Origin of the sequence: Sphingomonas sp. Leaf22 (assembly GCF_001421715.1) — a bacterium.
Lineage (GTDB): Bacteria > Pseudomonadota > Alphaproteobacteria > Sphingomonadales > Sphingomonadaceae > Sphingomonas.
The window spans coordinates 106,116-128,921 of sequence record NZ_LMKP01000003.1; the positions used below are offsets into that span (position 1 = coordinate 106,116).

Here is a 22,806-nt window from a genome sequence, read left to right on the forward strand (position 1 = left end):
TTAGCGGCTGCGACGGCGAAGTGCCAGCAAGTATATGATGACCGCGGCCAAGGCGAAGGCGAACCACTGGATCGCATAAGCGAGGTGGTTGTCGGGCAGGCTGGCGGGATCGGGGCGGCGGCTGGCCTTCAGGCCCGGGGCGGGCGTATCCGACACGATCATCGGCGCAGGCGGCGTGGCGCGGCCGGTCATCCGGTCGAGCAGCGTCGGCCCGCCCGGTGCGTGGCTGAGCGTACCGGCCACCGCGCCACCGGACCATAGCGGACGCAGTTTCGGATCGGCGGCGACGCCGAGGTCGACGCGGAACACCTGACCGGTCGGACCGGTGCAGCTTGCGATATGGCGATAGCCCGAGCTGTCATCGACCGCGCGGCCGGCACCCATCGTCCAGTCGCCGACCCGCGCACAGGTGGCGGTCACGCGGGCGAACAACAGGTCGTCGGTGATCCGCGACGGTAGGGGCTGCACCGGCCGGTCGAGATTGGCACTGGCATGGGCGATCAACGCCGCCTTTTCGGCGCGGCGCTGCAACTGCCACAGCCCGAGCGCGACCATCGCCGCGACCGCCAGCAGCACGATCAGCGTGGACAGGATCGGCAGGCGTTTCATGGGCGCGGGTCGATCCGGCCTTCGCCCGCGCCGCGCCGATATTCGAGTGCGATCAACATGCCCTTGGCGATGCGCAGGCTGCCGACCACGCCGAGGATGGTCAGCGGTACCCACAGCAGCACATGCACCCACCATGGCGGTCCCGCGGCGAGTTCGAGCCAGATGGCGAGGACGGTGATGATCGTGCCGATGCCGAGCGTCAGAAATGCCGCCGGGCCGTCACCGACGTTGAACGCGTCGAAATCGAGGCCACAGGCCGAACAGCGATCGGCGAAGGCTATGGGACTGCGGAACAGGGTTGGCGCGGCGCAACGCGGGCATAGGCCGCGCACGCCGCAGTCGAAGGGCGCAGGGGCACCCGCGCCCGGTTGGCCGGGCATCAGCCGCCGTGGATCGGCGCGCCCCAGCCGCCCCAGACATAGATGACGACGAACAGGAACAGCCACACCACGTCGACGAAGTGCCAATACCACGCCGCCGCTTCGAAACCGAAATGCTGCTTCGGGGTGAAGTCGCCCTTATAGGCGCGGATCAGGTTGACGGCGAGGAAGATGGTGCCGACCAGCACGTGGAAGCCGTGGAACCCGGTCGCCATGTAGAAGGCCGCGCCATAGTTCAGCCCTTTGAACGGCATCGGCGCGTGGATATATTCATAGGCTTGGATGCACGAGAACAGTGCGCCGAGCAGGACGGTCAGCCACAGCCCCTTCTTCACGCCGTCATTCTCCCCCACGCCGATCGCGCCCCACAGCCCCTTGAGCGCGCCACCGCGCTGGTTGTGGATCAGCGCGTGATGCGCCCACGTCACGGTGGTGCCCGACAGCAGCAGGATGAAGGTGTTGAGCAGCGGCAGTTCGAAGGCGTTGAGTACTTCGAGGCCCGCCGGCGGCCATTGCGCGACGACGGCGGTATTGCCCGCCTCGATCAGCGAGACGCCGTCTTCGTGATTATACTGGACCGCGGCGGGGAAGAGCGAGAAGTCGAACCACGACCAGAACCAGCCGACGAAGAACATCACTTCGGACGCGATGAACAGGATCATGCCATAGCGCAGGTGCAGCTGCACCACCGGGGTATGGTCGCCCGCCTTCGCTTCGCGGATCACGTCGGCCCACCAGAAGCCCATGCAGGACAGGGTCGCGATCAGGCCGGCACCGAACACGAATCCGCCGAGCGCCGCTTCGTTGAGATACATGACACCGCCCGCCGCCATCATGAAGGCGGCCATCGAACTGGCAAGCGGCCAGATGCTGGGGGGCAGGATGTGAAAATCGTGGTTCTTCGCGCCTGCCATCATCCGTCCCTAAGCTGTTCGCGCCTTGTGCGGAGCGCGTTTGCGCGTGATCCTAGCTGGTCGTCGCGCCCGAATCCACCGGGTAAAATGTGTAGGAGAGGGTGATTGCGCGAATGTCCTTCGCATCGGGATCGTCATGGATCTTGGGATCGACGAAGAAGATCACCGGCATGCGCACCGTCTCGCCCGGTTGCAGCGTCTGCTGCGTGAAACAGAAGCACTGGATTTTCGTGAAATATTTGCCCGCCTGGCTCGGCGTCACGTTGAAGGTGGCGGTGCCGGTGACCGGGCGGTCGGACAGATTCTTCGCGGTGAAGAACGCCATGTCGCGCGCGCCGATATCGACGGTTTCCGACGCGCGTTCGGGCTTGAACTCCCATCCCAGCGCTGGATTGGTGTTGGTGTCGAACCGCACCACCACCTTGTCGCCGATGCCGCCCGGGGCGACCTGCCCGCGCTGGGTCGTGCCGTTGAAGCCGGTCGCCTGACAGAACATGCGGTACAGCGGCACGCTGGCGAAACCGACGCCGGTCATGCCGACCACGCCCGCCACCGCCAGCAACGCCACGCGCAGGTTACGGGTCACGATCCCAGCCCCGCCTGAATCTTGACGATGGTGATCGCGAACAGCAGAACGACGAACGCGCCGAGCAGCCACGCCATCACCCTGGCCCGTTCGCGCTGCCGGGCGCGGATGCGGTCGTCGTGTTCGCTCATGCCAATATCCACCGGTCGGCGACCAGCGCGCCGAACATCGCGAAAAGATACAGGATCGAGAAGGCGAACAGCCGCTTTTCGGGCTTCATCCTGTCGTCGACCCCGGTCGAACGCAGCGCGACCTGCACCGCCAGCAACCCGAAGGTTGCGGTCAGCAGGCAGGCGGCAATGCCGTAGATCGGACCGGTCAGCCCCAGCGGCCACGGCGCGACCGCAACCGCGGCCATCGGAATCGTGTACAGCCCGATCTGGGTCCGCGTCGTCCGCTCGCCCGCGACCACCGGCAGCATCGGCACGCCGGCATTGGCGTAATCGGTCTTCACGAACAGCGCGAGCGCCCAGAAATGCGGCGGTGTCCACAGAAAGACGAGGCTGAACAGCAGGAACGGCAGCAGCGCGACGTCGCCGGTCGCCGCCGCCCAGCCGATCAGCGGCGGAAACGCGCCCGCCGCCCCGCCGATCACGATGTTCTGCGGCGTCCGGCGTTTGAGCCACACGGTATAGACCAGCACGTAGAACAGGATCGACACCGTCAGGATCGCGGCGGAGGCGAGGTTCACCGCCAGCCCCATCAGCACGACCGAAAAGATCGCGAGGCCGACGCCGAAATGCAGCGCCGATTGCCGGTCCATCCGGCCGGCGGGAAGGGGCCGGCCCTGCGTCCGCTTCATCTTGGCGTCGAGATCGGCCTCGTACCACTGGTTGAGCGCCCCCGCCGCGCCCGCGCCCAGCGCGATGCACAGCACGGCGGTGAAGCCGATCACCGGATGGATCGCGACCGGCGCGGCCAGCATCCCGCACAGCCCGGTGAAGACGACCAGCGACATCACGCGTGGCTTGGTAAGAGCAAGGAAATCGCGCCACTCGGCGGGCAGGGTAATCGTCTGCGCGGTCATCGCCGTCGTATAGGCGGTTGTGGGGGCGGGGGAAAGCGGTGTGAAGTTCGCGCTGTCTCCATGGCTCTTCGTCATTCCCGCGCAGGCGGGAATCCATAGACGCAACGTCCGTAGGAGTCCCAACCGGCGTCGGCGGCTATGGACCCCCGCCTGCGCGGGGGTGACGATAGGGGGGAACCTCGTCATCCCGGCGAAGGCCGTGATCCATTGTGTCGGAGGGTCTCGAATCCATCACCGCCGTCCCCCCATCCATGGATTCCGGCCTGCGCCGGAAGGACGGACGGGGGAGCGGTCAGCGCGTTACCGGAACTTGCCCGACAGCGAGACGCCGATGATCCGCGGGTCGTTGAACACGGCGGCCATGTAATTCTCGATCACGCCCTTCAGGTTCTTTTCATTGGTGATGTTGCGCGCGAACACCGACAATTCCCATGCGTCCGACGGCGGGGCATAGCCGATCTTCAACCCGCCTTCGAAGTTGCCGTTCGCGGTGAATTCGCGCGCGCGGTACAAAGTGAACTGCGTATAGCCCTGCAAATTCCAGTCGGTGGCGACGAACACGCGCGAACCGTCGTTCAGCGGCTGGTCCCAGCGCGCGGTCAGGTCGAGCGTATATTCCGGCGCGTTGGGCAGCGGTTCGCCGTCGATCTGGGCAAAGACGTTGGTGCCGACCCGGATCGTCGGGTTGTCGACGGTGCAGACGACCACGCCGTTCAGCGCGCAGACCTGTGCGAACACGCGCTTGTCGCGGATCGCCGAGTGCAGCCAGCTGCCGCCCAGACCCAGCGTCAGCTGCGGCACCGGCTTCCAGTCTAGCTCGGCCTCGACGCCGTATGCCTGCGCCTTGTCGGCATTGAACAGCACGCCGTTGCCGTTCGAATCATTGCCGTTCAGCTGGATGTCCTTGACCCGGTAGCCGAACACGGTGGCGTTCAGGCGCAGCGTGTTGTCGATCAGGCTGCTCTTGAAACCCGTCTCGAACGACAGGATCGTTTCCGAATCGGCGGTGGTGAAGTCGGCGTTGAACACCGCCGAACGCCCCTGGATCGTCGGCCCCCGGAAGCCGCGGGCGACGCGCGAATAGAGACTGAAATCGTCGCTCGCCTTGTACAACAGGCTGACGTCCCAACTCGGCTCGGTCGACGACAGCTTAACGTCGGTCCGCCCACGATAGGTGACGACATTGGCGGCGGTATTGGCGGTCTTCACCAGCCGCGTATGCTTGCTGTCCTCGGTGATGCGCGCGCCGGCGGTCAGCGTCAGCCGGTCGGTCAGGTCGTAATGCGCCTGTCCGAACGCGGCCCACGACGTGTTGACGTCGCGCAGCCGGACCCAGTTGTTCGGGTTGCGCGCCGCCGTCGTCAGGAAGAAGCCGCGCTGATAGAATTCGGTGACGTCGCGATTGTCGAAATAGAAACCGCCGACCTGAAAGCCGAACGGGCCGGTCCCGGTCGAGGCAAGGCGGATTTCCTGCGACCACTGGTCGAGGTCGCGGATATTGCCACGGCTCTGGCCGAAACCGTTGGCAACGCCGTTCACCGGGAACAGCGCGGCCGCACCGCCATCGGTGTCGCCACGGCTCGACCCGCTGGTCGTCTCATACGCAGTGATCGAGCTGAGCACGACCGGCCCGATGTCGAACGCCATCCGCGCCGACGCGCCATAGGTGTCGTATGCCTGCGGATTGTTGCCGCCTTCGTCGAGCGCGATGCGATCGCGCGGTTCGGCCGAGACGTCGTTCGACCCACGCTTCAACGCGGCCCGGTGGAAGATGGTCGAGGTGCCTTCATACCAGCGGGCATGGCCCGACAGGTCGATGGTGACCGCATCGGTCGGCTGGGCGCGCACCTGCACGCGCAGGTTGCGATCGTCGAAGCCGCCCATCGCGTTCTTCTTGGGCGTCTGGGTATTGTCGGCGCTGACGCCGGCATAGGTGTTGTCGACCCAGTCGTCGCGGTGCTGGACCAGCGCCGACACGCGGACCATCAGCCCGTCGGTGATCGGACCACCGACGCCGGCATCGAAGCTGGCGCTGTTATACGTGCCGTAGGACGCCTGTGCCCGGCTCTGGAACGTGGCCGAGGGGCGGATCGTGTCGAACTTGATGATGCCGGCGGTGGTGTTGCGGCCGAACAGCGACCCCTGCGGCCCGCGCAGCACCTCGACCTGCTGAACGTCATAGACCGGGTTCGATTTCAGGACGACGTGTTCGAGGATCACATCGTCCTGGATCACCGTCACCGGCTGCGACGCGCCGAGATAGAAATCGATATTGCCGAGCCCGCGAATGTAGAAGCGCGGGAAGATGCGGCCGGTCGTCGTTTCGGCATAGAGGCCGGGGATGCGGCCCGACAGCGACAGCAGCGTGTCCTCGCCGCCCGACTGGAACTGACGGAGGTCGTCGCCGGTCGCGACGCCGACCGACAGCGGCGTATCCTGCAACCGTTCCTCGCGGCGTTCGGCGGTGACGACGATATCGTCTAGACCGGCCTCGGTCGCGGGTTCGGCGGGTGTCGGCGCGGTCTGCGCGAATGCCGGTGTGGCGAGCGCGATCAGTGCGGCGCTGGCGAGCAGCGGCAAACGGGTGTTCATCTCGGTTCCTTCCCTGTGACGGATGGACCCGCTGCCGTACCGCCGCGCGTGGTTCCCCCGAACCCGAACGACTAACTATCTGTACGGCATGGCGGACCATCCCCGGCGGGCGCGCTAGGACCGAGTTATGGCAATAGCATGACAGCGATATTCGTTATGCGATCAGACGAACCCCTGACCCCAGCTCGATTTGTCGTAATTGCCGATATTGGGCAGCACCGTCGACATGTCGCCGTCCGACACGCCGAACCAGCGCGCCAGCGTCGACGCATATTGGTCGACCGACATCGTCGGGATCAGCCGCCCCTGTCCCACGTCGTCCGGGGTGTTGGTGCCGACCAGCGGGGCGGTGCCGTACAGCCGCTTGCCCTTGACCGCGCCGCCCATGACGAAGTGCATCGATCCCCAGCCATGGTCGCACCCATTGCCGTTCGACGGCAGCGTCCGCCCGAAATCCGAACCGGTGAAGGTCGTCACCTTGTCGGCGACGCCCAGCGCGGCGGTGGTGTCGTGGAACGCGCGCATCGCGTCGGCCAGTTTGCCGAGCAGGCGCGGCTGGTTCGATGCGAGATTGTCGTGCAGGTCGAACCCGCCCATCGACACGAAGAACACCTGGCGCTTCGTCCCCAGATTCCCCGAGATCGCGATCATCCGCGCGACCATCCGCAGCTGGTCGGCAAGGCCGTTATCGTCGGGGAATAGCGGGAAATTCGCCTCCGGAACCCCCGCCAGACCGTTGGCGAGCTGGACCTGCGTATCCATCGCCCGCTTGTTGATCCGCGCATATTCGCCGCCGAACATGTGCGGATTGGTGTCGGTCATCATCTGGCGCAGCGTCTGCGCGGCGACGGTCGATCCATAGAGCGACGTGGCGTTGCGCAGCAGCGGGACGGGGCCGCCGGTGCCGACATTATACTGGATCGCGTTACGGCCCGACAGGAAGACGGCGTTGCCCGATGCGTTGATGCAGGTGACCGCCGACGTGCCGTTGCCCGACTGGAACAGATCGCCGATCCGGCCGCCCCAGCCCGAGCCGGCCCCTTCGGGGCTCGACGCCTGAAAGAAGCTCTGCTGGTCGTTATGGCTGAACAGCTTGGGCGGCAGGCGCACCGACTTGTTCTGATATTGCGCCTTGGTCGTCGGCTGGATCAGCGTGCCGACGTTCATCGCCACCGCCATCCGCCCGGCATCGAACAACGGGCCGAGCGGGGCCATCGCCGGTGCCAGCGCATAGGCCCGCCCGCCAAGGTCGGCGGTCGGCAGCAGGACGGTCGGTGCCAGCGCCTCGCGCGAGAAGGCGAGCGAGCTGCGCAGCGACGCATATTTGGCGTGGCTGGTCGGATCATAGGGGACCAGCGTGTTGAAATGGTCGTTACCGCCCGCAAGGAAGATGCAGACCAGCGCCTTGTAATCATTGGCGGTGGCCGCCGCCGCCTCGCCGATCGCGCCGAGGCTGGTGACGAACGGGGCTGCGACCCCGGCCACGCCGAACAGGGCGGAGCGTTGCAGGAACGCGCGGCGGGATACGTCGGTCAGGATGGTCGGAGCGTTCATTTCAGCACCAGATAATCGGGCGAGGCAAGGGTCAGCAGGATCGCGACCCCGGTTCGGTTGAGCGTGGCGTTGTTCGCGGTGAGCGGTATGCTGTCGACCGCGGCCCGGATCGACGCGAGCGTCGACGCGCGCAGCTGTCCGGCGGCGAGGATCAGGTTGACCTCGTCGACCAGCTTCGCGCTGTCCGACGCCAGCGCCATCATCGGCGCGTAATCCGCCTTGGTATCGCCGGTGCCGCCGCCGACCAGCGACTGCATGTAATTGATGTAGGCGATGTTGGTCTGTTCGCTCGACATCAGGAATTCGGGTGCGGTCAGCCCGGCCTGCACCATCGCCGTTCCCGGCGGGGTGAAGCCCGGCCGGACGAAGCCGAACACGCTGGCGGCGCGCCCGATGCCCTGCCCCAGCCGGGTGGTGGTGCTGGTCGTGTCGCCGATCGCCCATGCGTCGCTGGGCGAGGTGACGCCGAACGCACGCGCCCAGTTGGTCAGCCGCAGCACCGGTTCGCGCAGGCGGCCGGCGGTGGTGCTGGCCAGCGCGGCGGCTTCGTCGCGCGCTTCGGGGTCGAGCAGGATCGCGCGGATCACCGCTTTCATGTCGCCGCGCACGCCGCTGCCGTTATTGGCGAAGGCGGCGGAGACGCGCCCGACATAGGCGGGACTGGGGTTGGAGGTGACCAGCCGCTGGATCAGCTGCTTCGACACGAACGGCGCGACGTTGGGATGGCGGAAAATAACGTCGAGCGCCGCGTCGAGCGCGGCCATGCCGCCCCCCGATACCGTCGCGCCAAGGAAGGTCGCCGATCCGGTTTCGTTGTTCGCCGCGTTCAGGATCAGCGGCTGGCGCATCCGGTCGGGGGTCGTCGTATCGCTGCTGACAAGCTGCAATCCGGTGAAGATGCGGGCCAGCTGCGACACGTCGTCGAGCGTATAGGTTTCGAGCGCCTGTCCGTTCGACATGCGGACGGTGCCGTCCTGTTCGAGCTGATTCACGCCGAGCGTAAACAGCTGCATCAGTTCGCGCGCATAATTCTCGTCGGGCAGGCTGCCGGTCGACGGATTGCCCTTCTTGCTGTTCACGAACGTCAGGAACATGCCCATCGCCGCGTTCCGGCTGATCGCACCCAGCAGATCGCGGTAGTTGCCGAACGCGTTATCTGCCAGCACGTCGGTATACGCCGCGACCGCCAGCGACCGCCAGCTGATGTTCAGCGCGCCCATGCCGACCACCAGATAGTCGAGCAGCGCCACCGTCACCCGTTGGCGCAGCGCATCGGGGCCGGCGATCACCTGCCGCCAGACGCTGGCGTCATAGCCGCTCTGGACGTTGATCTTGTTCGCCTCGGCATAGCCGTTGGCGACCATCCAGTCCCAGTGGCTGGTTGGGCGGGGGACCGCGAACTGCGCCTCGATCCAGCCGGCGATCCCGGTGTTCAGCACCGAATCGATGCCGGTGCGGGTCGCGCCCATCGTCGCCTGCGCCAGGAAGCGGCTGGCGCTGCGGGCGTTCAGGGCGGCGACGGTAGGGGTCGGGGTCGGCGTGGGGGCGGGCGTCGGCGTAGGGCTGGGGCCGGCGACGGTCACCGTGCCGGGGCCCGAGCCGCCTCCGCCCGAATCGCATGCCGCCAGCAAGGCGGCAGCGGCGACCACGCCGTGCTTCGCCGCGAAGCCCGAAGCGGGCAAGGCATCGACGGGCAGCGCCCGCGTCGCCTGTTCAGAAACCGGTGTCCGATCAGCGGTGTCGATGATCGTTTCGTCGCCCAACATGGCAATCCCCTGTACGCTGACGACGGGGATAGCGGCCTATGGTTGGGGAATGATTAACATGCGGATTTTCCTGCGGATTCATGGTTTACCGGCCGTTAACGCGACGGTTGCGCAGCCGTATCGAGCCCTGTGAAACCCCAAAAAAACGCCCCGGATCGCTCCGGGGCGTTTGCTGTTTCGATCGGGCCGTCGGGTCAGTCGACCTTGGGCAGGGTTTCGAACTGGTGGAAGGGCGGGGGCGACGACAGCGTCCATTCGAGCGTCGTCGCACCGTCGCCCCATGGATTGTCCGCCGCCTTGCGCCCGCCGATCAGCGAGATGACGACGTTGACGAAGAAGAACACCATGCCGATCGCCATGATGCCGTATCCGGCCGAGGCGATGTGGTTGAAGAAGGCATAGGCGTCCGGATAGTCCGGATAGCGCCGCGGCATGCCCTGCGCGCCGAGGAAGTGCATCGGGAAGAACATGACGTTCACGCCGATGAAGAACACCCAGAAGTGCAGCTTGCCGAGCAGTTCGTTGTACATCTTCCCCGACATCTTCGGGAACCAGTAATAGAAGCCGGCGAACAGCGCGAACACCGCCCCCAGCGACAAGACGTAGTGGAAGTGCGCAACGACATAATAGGTGTCGTGCAGCACGTCGTCGACGCCGCCATTGGCCAGCACGACGCCGGTCACGCCGCCGACCGTGAACATGAAGATGAACCCGATCGCCCACAGCATCGGCGTGGGGAAGCGCAGGCTGCCGCCCCACATCGTCGCGATCCACGAGAAGATCTTGATGCCGGTCGGCACCGCGATGATCATCGTCGCTGCGGTGAAATACATCTTGGTGTTCACGCTCAGGCCGGTCGTGAACATATGGTGCGCCCACACGACGAAGCCGACCGCACCGATCGCGACCATGGCATAGGCCATGCCGAGATAGCCGAACACCGGCTTGCGGCTGAACGTCGCGACGATGTGGCTGATGATGCCGAAGCCCGGCAGGATCATGATGTAGACTTCGGGGTGACCGAAGAACCAGAACAGATGCTGGTACAGGATCGGATCGCCGCCGCCGGCCGGATCGAAGAAGGTGGTGCCGAACTTGCGATCGGTCAGCAGCATGGTGATCGCCGCGGCGAGCACCGGCAGCGCGAGCAGCAGCAGGAACGCGGTGACCAGCACCGACCACACGAACAGCGGCATCTTGTGCAGGGTCATGCCCGGCGCGCGCATGTTGAAGATGGTGGTGATGAAGTTGATCGCGCCCAGGATCGACGACGCACCGGCGAGGTGCAGCGACAGGATCGCCATGTCTACCGAGGGACCGGGCTCGCCATAGGTCGACAGCGGGGCATAGACCGTCCAGCCGGTACCCGCCCCGCCGCCGAACATCGTGCTGCCCAGCAGCAGCGCGAAGGCGGGGATGAGCAGCCAGAAGGAGATGTTGTTCATGCGCGGGAACGCCATGTCGGGCGCGCCGATCATGATCGGGACGAACCAGTTGCCGAAGCCCCCGATCATCGCCGGCATGACCATGAAGAACACCATGATGAGGCCATGCGCGGTAATCAGCACGTTCCAGAAATGGAGCGCCTGATCGCCTTCATGTCCCGACAGCCATGGCAGCCACTGAATGCCCGGTTCGGCGAGTTCGAGGCGCATCACCCCCGAAATCGCCCCGCCGATGATCCCCGCGACGATCGCGAAGATCAGGTACAGCGTCCCGATATCCTTGTGGTTGGTCGACATGAACCAGCGGGCGAAGAACGCCGGCTTGTGATCGGCATCGTGGTGATGCGCGTCGTGGCCGTGCCCGTGCGCGTCGAACGCGTGGTGGCCGGAAAGGGCGGAATCGGTCATCTTACTGGTCCACGTTGCCGACGCCGCCGCCGTTGCCGGTGGCGCGCTGGGTGGAGGGAGAGGCGGCTTCGGTCGCGTTGACGACCGGCGTTGACGCGTCGCTGGCGGTGTTGCCGGCTTCCGACGTGGCGTCGGCGGCATCGGCACCCGGCTGCGGGATCACGGCGTTGCTGGGGGCGGCGGCCTGTGCCGGGCTGGGCAGCGTGCCGCCCTTGGCACGGATCCACTGGTTGAACTGCGCGACCGGCACCGCTTCGACCGCGATCGGCATGTACGCATGGCGCGCACCGCACAGCTCGCTGCACTGGCCGAAATACAGGCCCGGCTTTTCGATGGTGAAGCTGGTTTCGTTCAGCCGTCCGGGTACCGCGTCGAGCTTGATCCAGAAGGCGGGCATCGCCCAGCTATGGATCACGTCGGTGGCGGTGGTGATCAGCCGGATCGGCACACCGACCGGCAGCACGATGCGATTGTCGACGGCGAGCAGGCGGGGACCGTCGGCATCGGTGCGGAACCGCTGGCCCGGACCGACTTCATTGCGTTCCTTCAGCATGTTGGCGGTCACCGACACGCCGCCATAATCGGGATATTCGTAGGACCAGAACCACTGGTTGCCGATTGCCTTCAGCGTCACCGCATTGTCGGGGGCCGGCTTGAACTGGCGAGCGAGCAGCCCGATCGACGGTACCGCGATCGCGGCGAGGATCAGCACCGGAGCAGCGGTCCAGATGATTTCGATGACGGTGTTGTGCGACGTCTTCGATGGGACCGGGTTCGCCTTCTCCCGGAACCGGAACGCGACATAGCCGAGCAGGAACAGCACCAGCAGCGAGATGACGACGATCACCGGCATCAGGATGTGGTTGTGGAACGCCTTCCCCTCGCGCCCATTCGGCGTGACCTGCGTCTGCAGGTCGATCGTGCGGTCGGTCGGCTGGCCGACATTCGGCGTCGCGACCATGCGCGGCGATCCGTCGGCATTGAGCGTCGGGTCCTGCACCGCAGGCGGCGTCGGGGCCGCGGCGGTCGCCGGCGGCGTCACCTGTCCGGTCAGATTGGCCTCCGCCGATCCCGGCGGCGGGGCCCCTGCCTGCGGCGCGGTCGCTACCGCGCCGGTGCCCGGCGTTACTGCCGCTGGCTGCTGCGCATAGGCGGTTCCCGCCAATGCCGCGGCGGCCGCGTAAACAAACATCCTCATCCCAATGCTTCGCATCGTGTCGTGTCACCCCGTTACAAGTTATGCTGCACGCTTCTTGACCGGCGTGGTCGCATAGGGCGGGCGTTTGGAAACCCTAACCCTCCGGGCTATACGCGGCATGTCGCCCGGCCTCAAGCGATGGTTGCGAACGTACCCGGTGCCGGACTAATGCGGCGCGCGACGGCAACCGGCGGGACGACAACCATGAACGACGACGCGATCCTCGATGAATTCCGGCAGGCGGAAGCGCTGCTGGAGGGACATTTCATCCTGTCGTCGGGCCTGCGCTCGTCCCGCTATCTGCAATGTGCGCGCGTGTTGATGGACCCGCGCCGTGCCGCACGGCTGTGCGACGAACTGGCGGCCCGCCTGCCCGCTGATGCGCGCGAATCGATCGATGTCGTGATCTCGCCGGCGATGGGCGGGGTGATCGTCGGGCATGAGATGGGCCGGTCGCTGGGCGTGCCTGCCATGTTCCTCGAACGGCCGACCGGCACCTTCGAACTGCGCCGCGGTTTCCGCATCGATGCCGGCACCCGCGTGCTGATGATGGAGGATGTGGTGACCACCGGCCTGTCGTCGCGCGAGGCGATCGCCGCGATCGGGGCGGCGGGCGGCAAGGTCGTGGCGGCGGCGTCGCTGGTCGACCGGTCGAACGGCGGGGCGGATCTGGGCGTGCCGTTCTTCCCGTTGATCCGCCTCGACGTGCCGAGCTATCGACCCGATGCGCTGCCCGCCGATCTGGCGGCGATCCCGGCGATCAAGCCGGGGAGCCGCGCGGCGTGAGCGAGCCACTGCGCCTCGGCGTCAACATCGATCACGTCGCAACCGTCCGCAACGCGCGCGGCTCGGGCTATCCCGATCCGGTACGTGCCGCGCTGCTGGCGGCGGAGCATGGCGCGGACGGGATCACCGCCCATCTGCGCGAGGATCGCCGCCACATCACCGACGACGATATCGCGCGGCTGTCGGCGGAACTGACCGTACCGCTCAACCTCGAAATGGCGGCGACCGACGAGATGCTGGGCATCGCGCTGCGCCATCGCCCGCACGCCGCCTGCATCGTGCCCGAAAAGCGCGAGGAGCGCACGACCGAGGGCGGGCTGGATGCGGCCGGGCAGCACAACACGCTTGCCCCGATGATGCGCGAACTGGGCGCGGCGCGGATCCGGGTATCGCTGTTCATCGAACCCGATGCGGAGCAGATCGCGGCGGCGGTGGCGCTCGGCGCACCGGTGGTCGAGCTACACACCGGCCGCTATGCCGAATTGTCCGGTGACGAACAGGTCGCCGAACTGCGGCGTATCGCCGATGCAGCGGCGCTGGCGGCAAAGAACGGGATCGAGGTTCATGCCGGCCATGGCCTGACCTTCGACAATGTCATTCCGATCGCCGCGATCCCGCAGGTGCGGGAGCTGAATATCGGCCATTTCCTGATCGGTGAGGCGATCTTCGGCGGGTTGGGGCCGATGGTGCGGCGGATGAAGGATTTGATGGAAACCGCACGGTGAGGGCCGTGCAAATCCTCCCCAAGCGTGCTTGGGGCGGGGGACCGCCGCCGAAGGCGGTGGTGGAGGGGCGGCGCGTAGCGCCGGCTGCGCCAACGCCCCCTCAACCATGCGACGCATGGTCTCTCTCCCCATCTGCGATGGGGAGGATTTCATGATCGTCGGTCTTGGCTCCGATCTCTGCAACATCGACCGCATCCAGTCGTCGCTCGACCGGTTCGGCAATCGCTTCCTTCAGCGCGTCTTCACCGATGTCGAACAGGCGAAGGCCGCCAGGCGTCCCTTCACCCGCGCCGGTACGCTCGCCAAACGGTTCGCCGCCAAGGAAGCCTTTTCCAAGGCGGTCGGCACCGGCTTTGCGCAGGGCGTGTTCATGCGCGACATCGGCGTCGTCAACGCCGCGTCGGGAGCGCCGACGCTGGCATTGACCGGTGGCGCGAAAGCGCGGCTTGACGCGATGATGCCGGCGGGCCACGTCGCGAGGGTGCATCTGACGATGACCGACGATCACCCCTGGGCGCAGGCGTTCGTCATCATCGAAGCGGTGCCGGCAACAGAGTAGGACGTTCGATGGCCGATCATCTGGCGCTGGAGAACAAGGGAGTTCCCGCGTCGTCGCCGACCCCGGCGCCCGCCCACCATCATCCGCGCCGCGCGCGGCTCGACTGGAAGGGCGAAGTGCGCGGGCTGTTCTGGCTGTTGCTGGTGGTGCTGGGTTTCCACAGCTTCATCGCCAAGCCCTTTTACATCCCGTCCGAATCAATGCTGCCGGGGCTGCGCGTCGGTGACCGGCTGGTGGTGAGCAAATATGCCTATGGCTGGTCGTTCGTCTCGCCGACCATTCCCAATCCGGTGGCGATGTTCCGCGACATCGTCCTGCATCAGCCGCAGGATACGTGGAGCGTCCAGTTGCCGGCATGGCGTGGCCGGCTGTGGGGTTCGCTGCCCGAGCGCGGCGACGTGGTCATCGTCAAGCCTCCGGGAAGCAACACCGACCTGATCAAGCGTGTCATCGGCCTGCCGGGCGACCGGCTGGAGGTGGCGGGGGGTGTCGTCTACATCAACGACGTCGCCATCCCGCGCAAGGCGATGGGCGATGCGATGATCCCGGTCGACGCGAATACCCGCTGCGATCCCGATCAATATCCGGGCGCGCTGGTGCAGACCGACAAGGGCGCGTTCTGTCGCCTGCCGATGTACCGGGAAACGCTGCCGAATGGTCGGCAATATGACACGATCGACTTCCGCCAGGGTTCGCAGGGCGACAATTTCGCGCCGATCGTGATCCCGGCCAATTGCCTCTTCCTGATGGGCGACAACCGCGACAACAGCGCCGACAGCCGTTTTTCGGAAGCCGAGCGGGGCCTGAACGGACCGGTGCCGTGGGAGAATATCGGCGGGCGCGCCGAGTTCATCACCTTCTCGCTCGACGGCACCACTAGCCTGAACCCGGCGACTTGGTTCAGTTCGTTCCGCAGCGGCCGCGCGGGCACTTCGCTGGTGCCGGCGAGCGGAGCCGCGCAGTGAGCGATGTGACGCTGTACGACTATTTCCGGTCGTCGGCGGGGTATCGCGTCCGCATCGCGCTGAATCTCAAGCGCGTCGCCTATGACCGGGTCGAGATTTCGCTGCTACAGGGCGAACAGCGCCGGGCCGAGCATCTGGCGCGCAATCGCCAGGGACTGGTCCCGGCGCTAGTGCTGTCCGACGGTACGGTGCTGACCCAGTCGCTGGCGATCCTCGACTGGCTCGACGGCACCTATCCCGAGCCGCACCTGTTTCCGTCCGATCCGCTGGCGCGTGCGCAGGCGATGGCGCAGGCGCTGGTGATCGTCGCCGACATCCACCCGATCGACAATCTGCGGGTGTTGCAGCGGCTCGAAAGCCAGTTCGGGGCCGATGCCGGGGCCAAGGCGGACTGGTATCGCCACTGGATCGCGCTGGGGCTGGATGCGCTGGAGGCAAGCGCGCCGACTGACGGATTCTTCGGGGATACGGCACCGGGCGTGGTCGATTGCTGCCTCGTGCCGCAACTCTACAATGCGCGACGGTTCGAACTCGACCTGTCGCCATGGCCGAAACTGGTCGCGATCGACGCGCGGGCCGCGCACTTGCCCGCCTTTGCCGCCGCGCATCCCGACCGGGTGGCCGACCGGATGGCACCTGCGGCATGAGGCTGGCGAACGCCGGGCCAAGCGCGTAGGACGTCGCGCGACATGGTAAGCGATACCGAGGCCGTACGGGGTGGTCCCGACCTTGCCGGGCTGGAACCGATGGAGCGGTTCCGCCCGCGCTGGCCGCGTATGCTGGGTGCGGCGCTGTCGGCGCTGATGATCGTCGGGCTGGCGTGGGAGCTGTTCGACCATGGCTGGGCCGGGGTCGAACTGGCCGCGCCGGATTCGCCGTGGTTCTATGTGTTCTTCGCGCTTGCCTATCTCTCGCCGCCGCTGTTCGACTTCGTCATCTTTCGCGCACTGTGGCGGTTGCCGTTCGACGGGTTCGGGGCGCTGGTGCGCAAGCGGATCGCGAACGACGTCGTGATCGGCTATTCGGGCGACGTATTCTTCTATGCATGGGCGCGTGCCCGGCTGAAGATGGTGACGGCGCCGTTCGGCGCGGTGAAGGACGTGACGATCCTGTCGGGGATCGCCGGCAATATCGTGACCGTGGCGATGCTGGCGGTGGCGCTGCCCTTTGCGTTCGAATTGTTCACGCCGCCGCAATTGCGGATGCTGGCATGGTCGGCGGCGGTCGCGGTCGGAATATCGGGCGTGCTGCTGTTGTTCTCTCGGCGGGTGTTTTCGCTGCCGGCACCGACGCTCGGCTGGATCTTCGGCGTGCATTGCATGCGGCTGATCCTCGGGTCGCTGGCCTTCGGCATCGCCAGCTATTTCGCGATGCCGCTGGTGTCGATCAAATGGTGGCTGTTCCTCGCCGCCGGGCGTCTCGTGGTGGCACGGCTGCCGCTGTTGCCGAACAAAGACCTTCTTTTCGCCAACTTCGCGATTATGTTCATCGGGCATGGCGAAGCCCTGTCCGACCTTGTCGCGTTCGTTGCGACACTCACCCTGTTTACCCACGCGGTGTTGATGGCGGCATTCGGGCTTCCTGCGCTCGCAAGGAAAGAATGATGCAATTGCCCATGACGCTGCTCGGTGCGGCGTTGCTCGTCGCGACGCCCGCCGCTGCGCAATCGATCGGCACTGACGCCGCCGCCTGCAACAACGGGCAGGGGCCGGCGATCCGTGTCAACGTCGTCGGGTTGAAGGACCGGACCGGCCGGTTGAAGCTGGAGCTGTACCCGGCCAGCGAGGCCGATTTCCTGAAGGACGATCGCGACCTTCACGCCGAGGGCAAGTTCTTTCGCCGCGTCTGGGCCGACATGCCCACGTCGGGGACTGTGCAGCTGTGCATCCGTGCGCCGTCGCCCGGCCGCTATGCGTTGCTGTTCACCCACGACCGCGACGGCCGCAACAAGTTCAATTTCATGCGCGACGGCGCGGGGTTTCCGGGCGCGGGCAAGCTCGGGCGCGCCCGGCCGAAACTGGCACAGGCGATCGTGAACGTGCCGGCGGGCGTGACGACGACGACGGTGCGCGCCCAGTATCTGCGCGGACTGGGCGGTTTCGCCCCGCTGGGCTGACCGATCCGATGCGCGTCGTCGACGTCAACGAATTCTATTCACCCACCGGCGGCGGGGTCCGCACCTATATCGATCACAAGATGACGATCATGGCCGAACTGGGCCACGAACTGATCGTCATCGCCCCCGCCAAGCACAATGCCGTCGAGGAACGCCCCGGCGGCGGCCGCATCCATTGGGTGAAGGCACCGACGCTGGTCCTCGACCCCAATTACGGTATCTTCCTGCGCGGCGGGGCGATCCACGCGCTGCTCGACGAACTGCATCCCGACGTGGTCGAGGCGTCGAGCCCGTGGCGGCCCGCCACCATCGTCGCCGACTGGCCGGGCGATGCGGTGAAGGTCTATTTCGCGCATAACGACAATGTCGGGGCCTATCCGCTGCGCTGGTTCGAACGCATGGCCAGCCGCGAGCGGATCGAGGAGGCGTTCATGTGGTGGACGCGCTACATGGCGCGGTATCTCGCCAGGATGGATGCGTTCGTCACCAACGGCCCGGCGCTGGAAAAGCGGCACGCCGCGCGCGGGCTGACGGTCCATGCGTCGATGCCGCTCGGCATCCAGCGCGGCTTCTTCTCCCCCGAACATCGCGACGAACAATTGCGCGCGTCGCTGCTCGAACAACTGGGCCTGCCGCCCGAGGGGCATTTGTTGCTGGGGCTGGGGCGGCACCATGCCGAGAAACGCTGGCCGATGATCTTCGACGCGGTCGAGATGGCGGGCGAGCATCTGCCGGTCGGGATGATCCAGATCGGCAGCGGCGTGCATACCCGCCGGCTGGAACACCGGTTGCGCAACAGCCCGCATATCAGGCTGTTCCGGCCGGTGTACGACCGGGTGCGGCTCGCCCGGATCATGGCCAGTTGCGACGCGCTGATCCACGGATCGGATGCCGAACCGTTCGGACTGGTCGGGCTGGAGGGTCTGGCGTCGGGCCTGCCGCTGATCGTACCCGACGAGGGCGGGTGCGCCGAGATCGCCGAGCCGGGCTTTGCCGAAACCTATGCCGCGCGCGATCCCCGATCGGCGGCGGACGCGATCGCGCGGCTGTTCGCGCGCGACTATGATGTGGTGAAGGCGGCGGCCAACGAAGCGGCGGCGCGGGTCAGGACCGATCGCGACCATACGATCGACCTAATGCGCTATTACGAGGGGCTGGTGGCGGAAAAGGCGCAGCGGTTTCCCGAATGGTTCGCTCGCGGCTGACGAGCGGGTTTCAAGCGGTTTTTCGGAAACTCGCGAAAGAGCGAGTTTCAGGCGGTACCGGCCCGCTCCCCCACCCGGCCACCCACACGGTATCCTCGATGGGTGGCCGGGTGGGGGAGCGGGCCGGTACCGCGAAATGCGTTTCGACGCATTTCCAAACGGCTTCTCAGGCGGCGTGCGCGACGTTCGCCCGCCGCGCCTGCTTGGCGGCGTAGAGCGCTTCGTCGGCCTGCTGCATCGCGCCCTGCAGGGTCGCCGATCCGGGCGGGCAGGGGGCGATGCCGATGCTGGCAGACCATGGCGGCAGGGTCGCCGGACCACGCGGCGCCGCAGCGAGGTGGCGGCGCAGTCCGGCCGCCAGCACCTCGTCATCGGCCGCGAACAGGATCACGAACTCGTCACCGCCCAGCCGGACTACATCGGCACCATGGGCATCGGTCCAGCGGTGCAGATGCGCGGCGAAATCGACCAGTAACCGGTCGCCCGTCGCATGGCCGCAGCGGTCGTTGACGCCCTTGAACCCGTCGAGGTCGATCATCGCCACCGCGCATCCCGCCATGGCCCGCTGGGGCTCGACCGTGCCCAGCCAGTGGCGGTTGCACAGCCCGGTCAGCCCGTCGCACGACGCCGCTCGACGCAACCGTTCCATCGCCAGCATCCCCGGCATTGCCAGCATCATCAGGTCCATCGCCAGCATCAGCACCGGCTGCGTCAGCCACAGCCATGTCGCCAGCACGTCCAGCGTCGAGCCCGGCGTCCATGCCGAGATCAGGACGGTGGCATAGCTCGGCAGATGGGCGATCTGCGCGATGCCGATCGCCTTCGCCCATGCCCCTGTCCGGCGGGCGACCGTCCCGACGATCAGCGCCACGCCGCAGCTGGCCAGCACGATCGTCAGCCCGATCCCGCCCGCCATCCGCTGCATCGACGCCCCGGCCGGAGTGGTCATGCCGGGCAGGGCGAGCGCGCTGGCGACATAGAGCAGCGGCGGCAACAGCAGCAGCAGCGTCATCCAGCGGCACCATGGCCGCAGCCCGGCGAAGTCGCGCAGCCCGGCAAAGGTGAGCACGGTCGCGGTGCTCGACGCCCCGAACAGCAGCGCGCCGACCGCCACCGGCACCGGCTGCGGCAATTCGTTGAAGCCGATGACGCCGACGACATAGACGAACCGGCTCGCCGCCCACAACAGCCAGAATTGTTCGCCCGGCTGCCGTCGCCACAGGCCGACGAACGTCGCCGCAAAGCACAGGCTGACGACGACGGCGCACAGGCTCAGCGTCGTTTGGTCGGGTACCTGAAACATCCTCCGGCTTTATCCTGTCCGCAAAATCGACGGGCAGGATTGCACGGGTGCGTTGAGAAACGATGAAAACCCGCTTAGCCGAGCGACTTCCCCACCTGTTCCAGCATATCCTTCGACAGGCCCGGCACCGACAGGATCCGTTCCAGCGCCGCGCGCATCAGGCCGCCGCGCGCACCGTCGAATCGCCGCCAGCGGGCCAGCGGCGGCAGCATCTTCGCTGCCGTCTGCGGATTGATCCGGTCGAGCGCGATCAACTGGTCGGCAAGGAAGCGATAGCCGGCACCATCGGCCCGGTGGAACGCCTTCTGATTCATGCTGAACGCGCCGATCAGCGCGCGGGCACGATTGGGATTGGTCAGCGTGAAGTCGCGGTGGCCGGCGAGGTCGGCGACCTGTTCGAACGCATCGGCGCGCGTCGACAGCGCCTGCGTCGTGAACCATTTGTCGAGCACCAGCGCATTGTCGCGATACCGGTTGTAGAAGATGTCGAGCGCGGCGACGCGGTTGTCCGAGTCCGAGTTGACCAGCGTCATCAACGCGCCCTGCCGGTCGGTCATGTTGTCGGCCTGCCGGAACTGGGCAAAGGCGAGGTCGTCGGCATCGCTCGCCCCCGATGCCGCAATATAGCCCAGCGAAACCGTGCGCAGCCGGCGCTTGCCCTTGGCATCGGGCGTATATTCGAACGCTTCCGCTTCGGTCGCGGCATAGGCCGCGCGCCATTCGGTCAGCAGCGCGCGGCCGATATCGGCGCGCAACGCTTCGCGCGCGGTGAAGATGGCGTCGGGATCGACCACCCCCATCTGATCGCCGACGAAGCTGTCGGAGGGGAGCAATACCGCCTCTGCGACGAATGCCCGGTCGAGCCGGTCGTCGGTCAGCGTGTTGCCGACCGCCTCGACTACCGCCGCATGGTCGCCGTGCCCGCTCGCGACCGAGGCGACCAGCGTGTCGAGCATCAATTGCTGCATCGCTTCGTACCGGGCGAAGGGGTCGTCGTCCTGCGCGCTGAGAAAGGCGAGGTCGGCCGATCCGCGATCGGTCTCGACGATGACCGGTGCCGAAAAGCCGCGATTGATCGACAGGACCGGGCGTTCGGCGACGGTTTCAAAGGTGATCGACCCCTGTTCCTCGTCGAGGATGAAGAGATGTTCGTCGCTCAGCGCGCGGCCGGTCTCCGCCCCGAACAGGCGAACGCGCAGCGGCAGCACCATCGGCAGCTTGGAGGTCTGGCCCGGCGTCGGCGGCACGGTCTGGGTCAGCGACAGCGTCGCCCGCCCGCCGCCGGCTTCGTGCGCCAGCGTCGCGGCGACGCGCGGGGTGCCGGCCTGCTGGTACCAGCGGCGGAACCGGGTCAGGTCGATGCCCGATGCGTCCTCCATCGCCACTACGAAATCCTCGCAGGTCGCCGCCGTCCCGTCATGGCGGCTGAAATACAGGTCGGTGCCGGCGCGGAACGCGGTCTCGCCAAGGATCGTCGCGATCATGCGGACGACCTCCGCCCCCTTGTTATAGATGGTGGCGGTGTAGAAATTGCTGATCTCCTGATAGGAATCGGGGCGGATCGGATGGGCGAGCGGGCCGGCGTCCTCGGGGAACTGCGATGCGCGCAGCGACCGGATGTCCTCGATCCGCTTGACCGCCGCCGAACCCTGATCGGCGGAGAATTGCTGGTCGCGCAGGACGGTGAAGCCCTCTTTCAACGACAGCTGGAACCAGTCGCGGCAGGTGACGCGGTTGCCCGACCAGTTGTGGAAATATTCATGGGCGACGACGGCGGCGATGCCATCATAATCGTAATCGGTCGCGGTGTCGGGGTCGGCGAGGATGTAGCGGCTGTTGAAGATGTTCAGCCCCTTGTTCTCCATCGCGCCGAAATTGAAATCGTCGACCGCGACGATGTTGAACACGTCCAGATCATATTCGCGGCCATAGACGCGCTCGTCCCACGCCATCGACGTCTTGAGCGCGCGCATCGCATGATCGGTCTTGGCCAGATCGGGCGCACGGACCCAGATGCCCAGTTCCACCTCGCGCCCCGATGCGGTCACGAACTGCGCGCGATTGGCGACCAGATCGCCGGCGACCAGCGCGAAGAGATAACAGGGCTTGGGGAACGGATCGGACCATTCGGCCCAGTGGCGTCCATCGTCCAGATCGCCCGCCGCCACCGGATCGCCATTGGCAAGCAGGACCGGAAACCGAGCCTTGTCCGCGGTCAGCTTCACCCGGTAGCGGCTGAGGATGTCGGGGCGGTCGGGGAAGAAGGTGATGCGGCGAAAGCCCTCCGCTTCGCACTGGGTGCACAGATTGCCGCCCGATGCGTAGAGACCCATCAACTGGGTATTGGCCTGCGGTTCGAGTTCGACCTCGGTCGTGATCTCGTGCGCGTCGCCGGTCAGGTCGAGGACCAGCGCGCCGTCCTCCAGCCGCCAGTCGTTGCGCGGCGCGCCGTCGACCGCGACCGATAGCGGCGTCAGCCCGTCGCCGTCGAGGCGCAGCGGACCGGTGCCGTTCCGTTCGACCGACAGGGTGGCGCGCACGCGCGTGCTGCGGGGGTCGAGATCGAATTCCAGCGCGATCGACGGGACCTGCCATTCGGGCGAACGATAGTCGTCGCGACGGATGATCGGCGGAGCCATCGGAGTACGCGTCGCATCGACCATCATCT

General features: G+C 66.5%; 21 protein-coding genes. 8 read left to right on the top strand and 13 right to left on the bottom strand.

Annotation, left to right across the window (positions count from 1 at the left end; all coding sequences use genetic code 11):
- From ASE70_RS03055 to coxB, 11 genes are all read right to left on the bottom strand, one after another.
- On the bottom strand, positions 1 to 609 hold the full coding sequence (locus ASE70_RS03055) for an SURF1 family protein (protein WP_056501255.1): 609 nt from the start codon (positions 607 to 609) through the stop codon (positions 1 to 3).
- The gene (locus ASE70_RS03060) at positions 606 to 989 is read right to left on the bottom strand and encodes a DUF983 domain-containing protein (RefSeq protein WP_056501260.1); all 384 of its coding nucleotides are present in this window, start codon (positions 987 to 989) and stop codon (positions 606 to 608) included. Before ASE70_RS03060 ends, ASE70_RS03055 begins: the two co-directional genes overlap by 4 nt.
- Positions 989 to 1,903 carry a cytochrome c oxidase subunit 3 gene (locus tag ASE70_RS03065; protein WP_056501297.1) on the bottom strand — a complete coding sequence of 305 codons (915 nt, stop codon included), beginning with the start codon at positions 1,901 to 1,903 and terminating at the stop codon, positions 989 to 991. The genes ASE70_RS03060 and ASE70_RS03065 overlap by 1 nt, the downstream gene beginning before the upstream one ends.
- A gap of 52 nt (positions 1,904 to 1,955) precedes the next feature.
- On the bottom strand, positions 1,956 to 2,492 hold the full coding sequence (locus ASE70_RS03070) for a cytochrome c oxidase assembly protein (RefSeq protein WP_056501299.1): 537 nt from the start codon (positions 2,490 to 2,492) through the stop codon (positions 1,956 to 1,958).
- Positions 2,486 to 2,620, bottom strand: a complete 135-nt coding sequence (locus ASE70_RS20845) for a hypothetical protein (protein WP_268795536.1) — start codon at positions 2,618 to 2,620, stop codon at positions 2,486 to 2,488. The genes ASE70_RS03070 and ASE70_RS20845 overlap by 7 nt, the downstream gene beginning before the upstream one ends.
- Positions 2,617 to 3,516, bottom strand: a complete 900-nt coding sequence (locus ASE70_RS03075) for a heme o synthase (protein WP_056399489.1) — start codon at positions 3,514 to 3,516, stop codon at positions 2,617 to 2,619. The genes ASE70_RS20845 and ASE70_RS03075 overlap by 4 nt, the downstream gene beginning before the upstream one ends.
- Positions 3,517 to 3,816: 300 nt before the next feature.
- Positions 3,817 to 6,108, bottom strand: a complete 2,292-nt coding sequence (locus ASE70_RS03080) for a TonB-dependent receptor (RefSeq protein ID WP_056501262.1) — start codon at positions 6,106 to 6,108, stop codon at positions 3,817 to 3,819.
- A 162-nt stretch (positions 6,109 to 6,270) separates the two neighbouring features.
- On the bottom strand, positions 6,271 to 7,662 hold the full coding sequence (locus ASE70_RS03085) for a DUF1501 domain-containing protein (protein ID WP_056501264.1): 1,392 nt from the start codon (positions 7,660 to 7,662) through the stop codon (positions 6,271 to 6,273).
- Positions 7,659 to 9,428 (bottom strand): DUF1800 domain-containing protein, encoded by a 1,770-nt coding sequence (locus ASE70_RS03090; protein ID WP_082438945.1) that lies wholly within the window; start codon positions 9,426 to 9,428, stop codon positions 7,659 to 7,661. The genes ASE70_RS03085 and ASE70_RS03090 overlap by 4 nt, the downstream gene beginning before the upstream one ends.
- A 194-nt stretch (positions 9,429 to 9,622) precedes the next feature.
- On the bottom strand, positions 9,623 to 11,281 hold the full coding sequence (gene ctaD / locus ASE70_RS03095; protein WP_055996667.1) for a cytochrome c oxidase subunit I: 1,659 nt from the start codon (positions 11,279 to 11,281) through the stop codon (positions 9,623 to 9,625).
- Position 11,282: 1 nt separating this feature from the next.
- A complete protein-coding gene (coxB, locus tag ASE70_RS03100) occupies positions 11,283 to 12,479 on the bottom strand; it encodes a cytochrome c oxidase subunit II (RefSeq protein ID WP_056501265.1) in 1,197 nt (398 codons plus the stop codon).
- Positions 12,480 to 12,683: 204 nt separating this feature from the next.
- Here coxB and pyrE point away from each other — a divergent pair, with 204 nt between their 5' ends.
- The 8 genes from pyrE (at position 12,684) to ASE70_RS03140 (ending at position 18,835) form a co-directional block, all read left to right on the top strand.
- The gene (pyrE, locus tag ASE70_RS03105; protein ID WP_056501302.1) at positions 12,684 to 13,265 is read left to right on the top strand and encodes an orotate phosphoribosyltransferase; all 582 of its coding nucleotides are present in this window, start codon (positions 12,684 to 12,686) and stop codon (positions 13,263 to 13,265) included.
- Positions 13,262 to 13,990: a pyridoxine 5'-phosphate synthase gene (locus tag ASE70_RS03110; RefSeq protein WP_055996661.1), complete on the top strand. Its 729-nt coding sequence runs from the start codon at positions 13,262 to 13,264 to the stop codon at positions 13,988 to 13,990. Before pyrE ends, ASE70_RS03110 begins: the two co-directional genes overlap by 4 nt.
- A 151-nt stretch (positions 13,991 to 14,141) precedes the next feature.
- A complete protein-coding gene (gene acpS / locus ASE70_RS03115; protein ID WP_056501268.1) occupies positions 14,142 to 14,549 on the top strand; it encodes a holo-ACP synthase in 408 nt (135 codons plus the stop codon).
- An 8-nt stretch (positions 14,550 to 14,557) separates the two neighbouring features.
- Positions 14,558 to 15,514: a signal peptidase I gene (gene lepB / locus ASE70_RS03120; RefSeq protein ID WP_056501271.1), complete on the top strand. Its 957-nt coding sequence runs from the start codon at positions 14,558 to 14,560 to the stop codon at positions 15,512 to 15,514.
- On the top strand, positions 15,511 to 16,161 hold the full coding sequence (gene maiA / locus ASE70_RS03125) for a maleylacetoacetate isomerase (RefSeq protein ID WP_056501275.1): 651 nt from the start codon (positions 15,511 to 15,513) through the stop codon (positions 16,159 to 16,161). Before lepB ends, maiA begins: the two co-directional genes overlap by 4 nt.
- A 42-nt stretch (positions 16,162 to 16,203) precedes the next feature.
- The gene (locus ASE70_RS03130; RefSeq protein WP_056501280.1) at positions 16,204 to 17,118 is read left to right on the top strand and encodes a hypothetical protein; all 915 of its coding nucleotides are present in this window, start codon (positions 16,204 to 16,206) and stop codon (positions 17,116 to 17,118) included.
- Positions 17,115 to 17,630, top strand: a complete 516-nt coding sequence (locus ASE70_RS03135; protein WP_443024825.1) for a DUF2141 domain-containing protein — start codon at positions 17,115 to 17,117, stop codon at positions 17,628 to 17,630. The genes ASE70_RS03130 and ASE70_RS03135 overlap by 4 nt, the downstream gene beginning before the upstream one ends.
- An 8-nt stretch (positions 17,631 to 17,638) precedes the next feature.
- Entirely contained in the window at positions 17,639 to 18,835 is a 1,197-nt protein-coding gene (locus tag ASE70_RS03140; protein ID WP_056501282.1) for a glycosyltransferase, read from the top strand.
- A gap of 166 nt (positions 18,836 to 19,001) precedes the next feature.
- On the opposite strand, the gene ASE70_RS03145 is transcribed toward ASE70_RS03140, so the two are convergent.
- Positions 19,002 to 20,138 carry a GGDEF domain-containing protein gene (locus tag ASE70_RS03145; RefSeq protein WP_056399506.1) on the bottom strand — a complete coding sequence of 379 codons (1,137 nt, stop codon included), beginning with the start codon at positions 20,136 to 20,138 and terminating at the stop codon, positions 19,002 to 19,004.
- Positions 20,139 to 20,212: 74 nt separating this feature from the next.
- Positions 20,213 to 22,801: an aminopeptidase N gene (gene pepN / locus ASE70_RS03150; RefSeq protein WP_056501308.1), complete on the bottom strand. Its 2,589-nt coding sequence runs from the start codon at positions 22,799 to 22,801 to the stop codon at positions 20,213 to 20,215.
- Between the last annotated feature and the right edge of the window lie 5 nt (positions 22,802 to 22,806).

What these genes read in the sequence shown, in the direction of transcription:
- ASE70_RS03055 (WP_056501255.1), bottom strand. Translation starts at nt 609, where the DNA reads ATGAAACGCCTGCCGATCCTGTCCACGCTGATCGTGCTGCTGGCGGTC.
- ASE70_RS03060 (WP_056501260.1), bottom strand. Translation starts at nt 989, where the DNA reads ATGCCCGGCCAACCGGGCGCGGGTGCCCCTGCGCCCTTCGACTGCGGC.
- ASE70_RS03065 (WP_056501297.1), bottom strand. Translation starts at nt 1,903, where the DNA reads ATGGCAGGCGCGAAGAACCACGATTTTCACATCCTGCCCCCCAGCATC.
- ASE70_RS20845 (WP_268795536.1), bottom strand. Translation starts at nt 2,620, where the DNA reads ATGAGCGAACACGACGACCGCATCCGCGCCCGGCAGCGCGAACGGGCC.
- ASE70_RS03075 (WP_056399489.1), bottom strand. Translation starts at nt 3,516, where the DNA reads ATGACCGCGCAGACGATTACCCTGCCCGCCGAGTGGCGCGATTTCCTT.
- ASE70_RS03080 (WP_056501262.1), bottom strand. Translation starts at nt 6,108, where the DNA reads ATGAACACCCGTTTGCCGCTGCTCGCCAGCGCCGCACTGATCGCGCTC.
- ASE70_RS03085 (WP_056501264.1), bottom strand. Translation starts at nt 7,662, where the DNA reads ATGAACGCTCCGACCATCCTGACCGACGTATCCCGCCGCGCGTTCCTG.
- ASE70_RS03090 (WP_082438945.1), bottom strand. Translation starts at nt 9,428, where the DNA reads ATGTTGGGCGACGAAACGATCATCGACACCGCTGATCGGACACCGGTT.
- ctaD (WP_055996667.1), bottom strand. Translation starts at nt 11,281, where the DNA reads ATGACCGATTCCGCCCTTTCCGGCCACCACGCGTTCGACGCGCACGGG.
- coxB (WP_056501265.1), bottom strand. Translation starts at nt 12,479, where the DNA reads ATGAGGATGTTTGTTTACGCGGCCGCCGCGGCATTGGCGGGAACCGCC.
- pyrE (WP_056501302.1), top strand. Translation starts at nt 12,684, where the DNA reads ATGAACGACGACGCGATCCTCGATGAATTCCGGCAGGCGGAAGCGCTG.
- acpS (WP_056501268.1), top strand. Translation starts at nt 14,142, where the DNA reads ATGATCGTCGGTCTTGGCTCCGATCTCTGCAACATCGACCGCATCCAG.
- lepB (WP_056501271.1), top strand. Translation starts at nt 14,558, where the DNA reads ATGGCCGATCATCTGGCGCTGGAGAACAAGGGAGTTCCCGCGTCGTCG.
- ASE70_RS03130 (WP_056501280.1), top strand. Translation starts at nt 16,204, where the DNA reads ATGGTAAGCGATACCGAGGCCGTACGGGGTGGTCCCGACCTTGCCGGG.
- ASE70_RS03135 (WP_443024825.1), top strand. Translation starts at nt 17,115, where the DNA reads ATGATGCAATTGCCCATGACGCTGCTCGGTGCGGCGTTGCTCGTCGCG.
- ASE70_RS03140 (WP_056501282.1), top strand. Translation starts at nt 17,639, where the DNA reads ATGCGCGTCGTCGACGTCAACGAATTCTATTCACCCACCGGCGGCGGG.
- ASE70_RS03145 (WP_056399506.1), bottom strand. Translation starts at nt 20,138, where the DNA reads ATGTTTCAGGTACCCGACCAAACGACGCTGAGCCTGTGCGCCGTCGTC.
- pepN (WP_056501308.1), bottom strand. Translation starts at nt 22,801, where the DNA reads ATGGTCGATGCGACGCGTACTCCGATGGCTCCGCCGATCATCCGTCGC.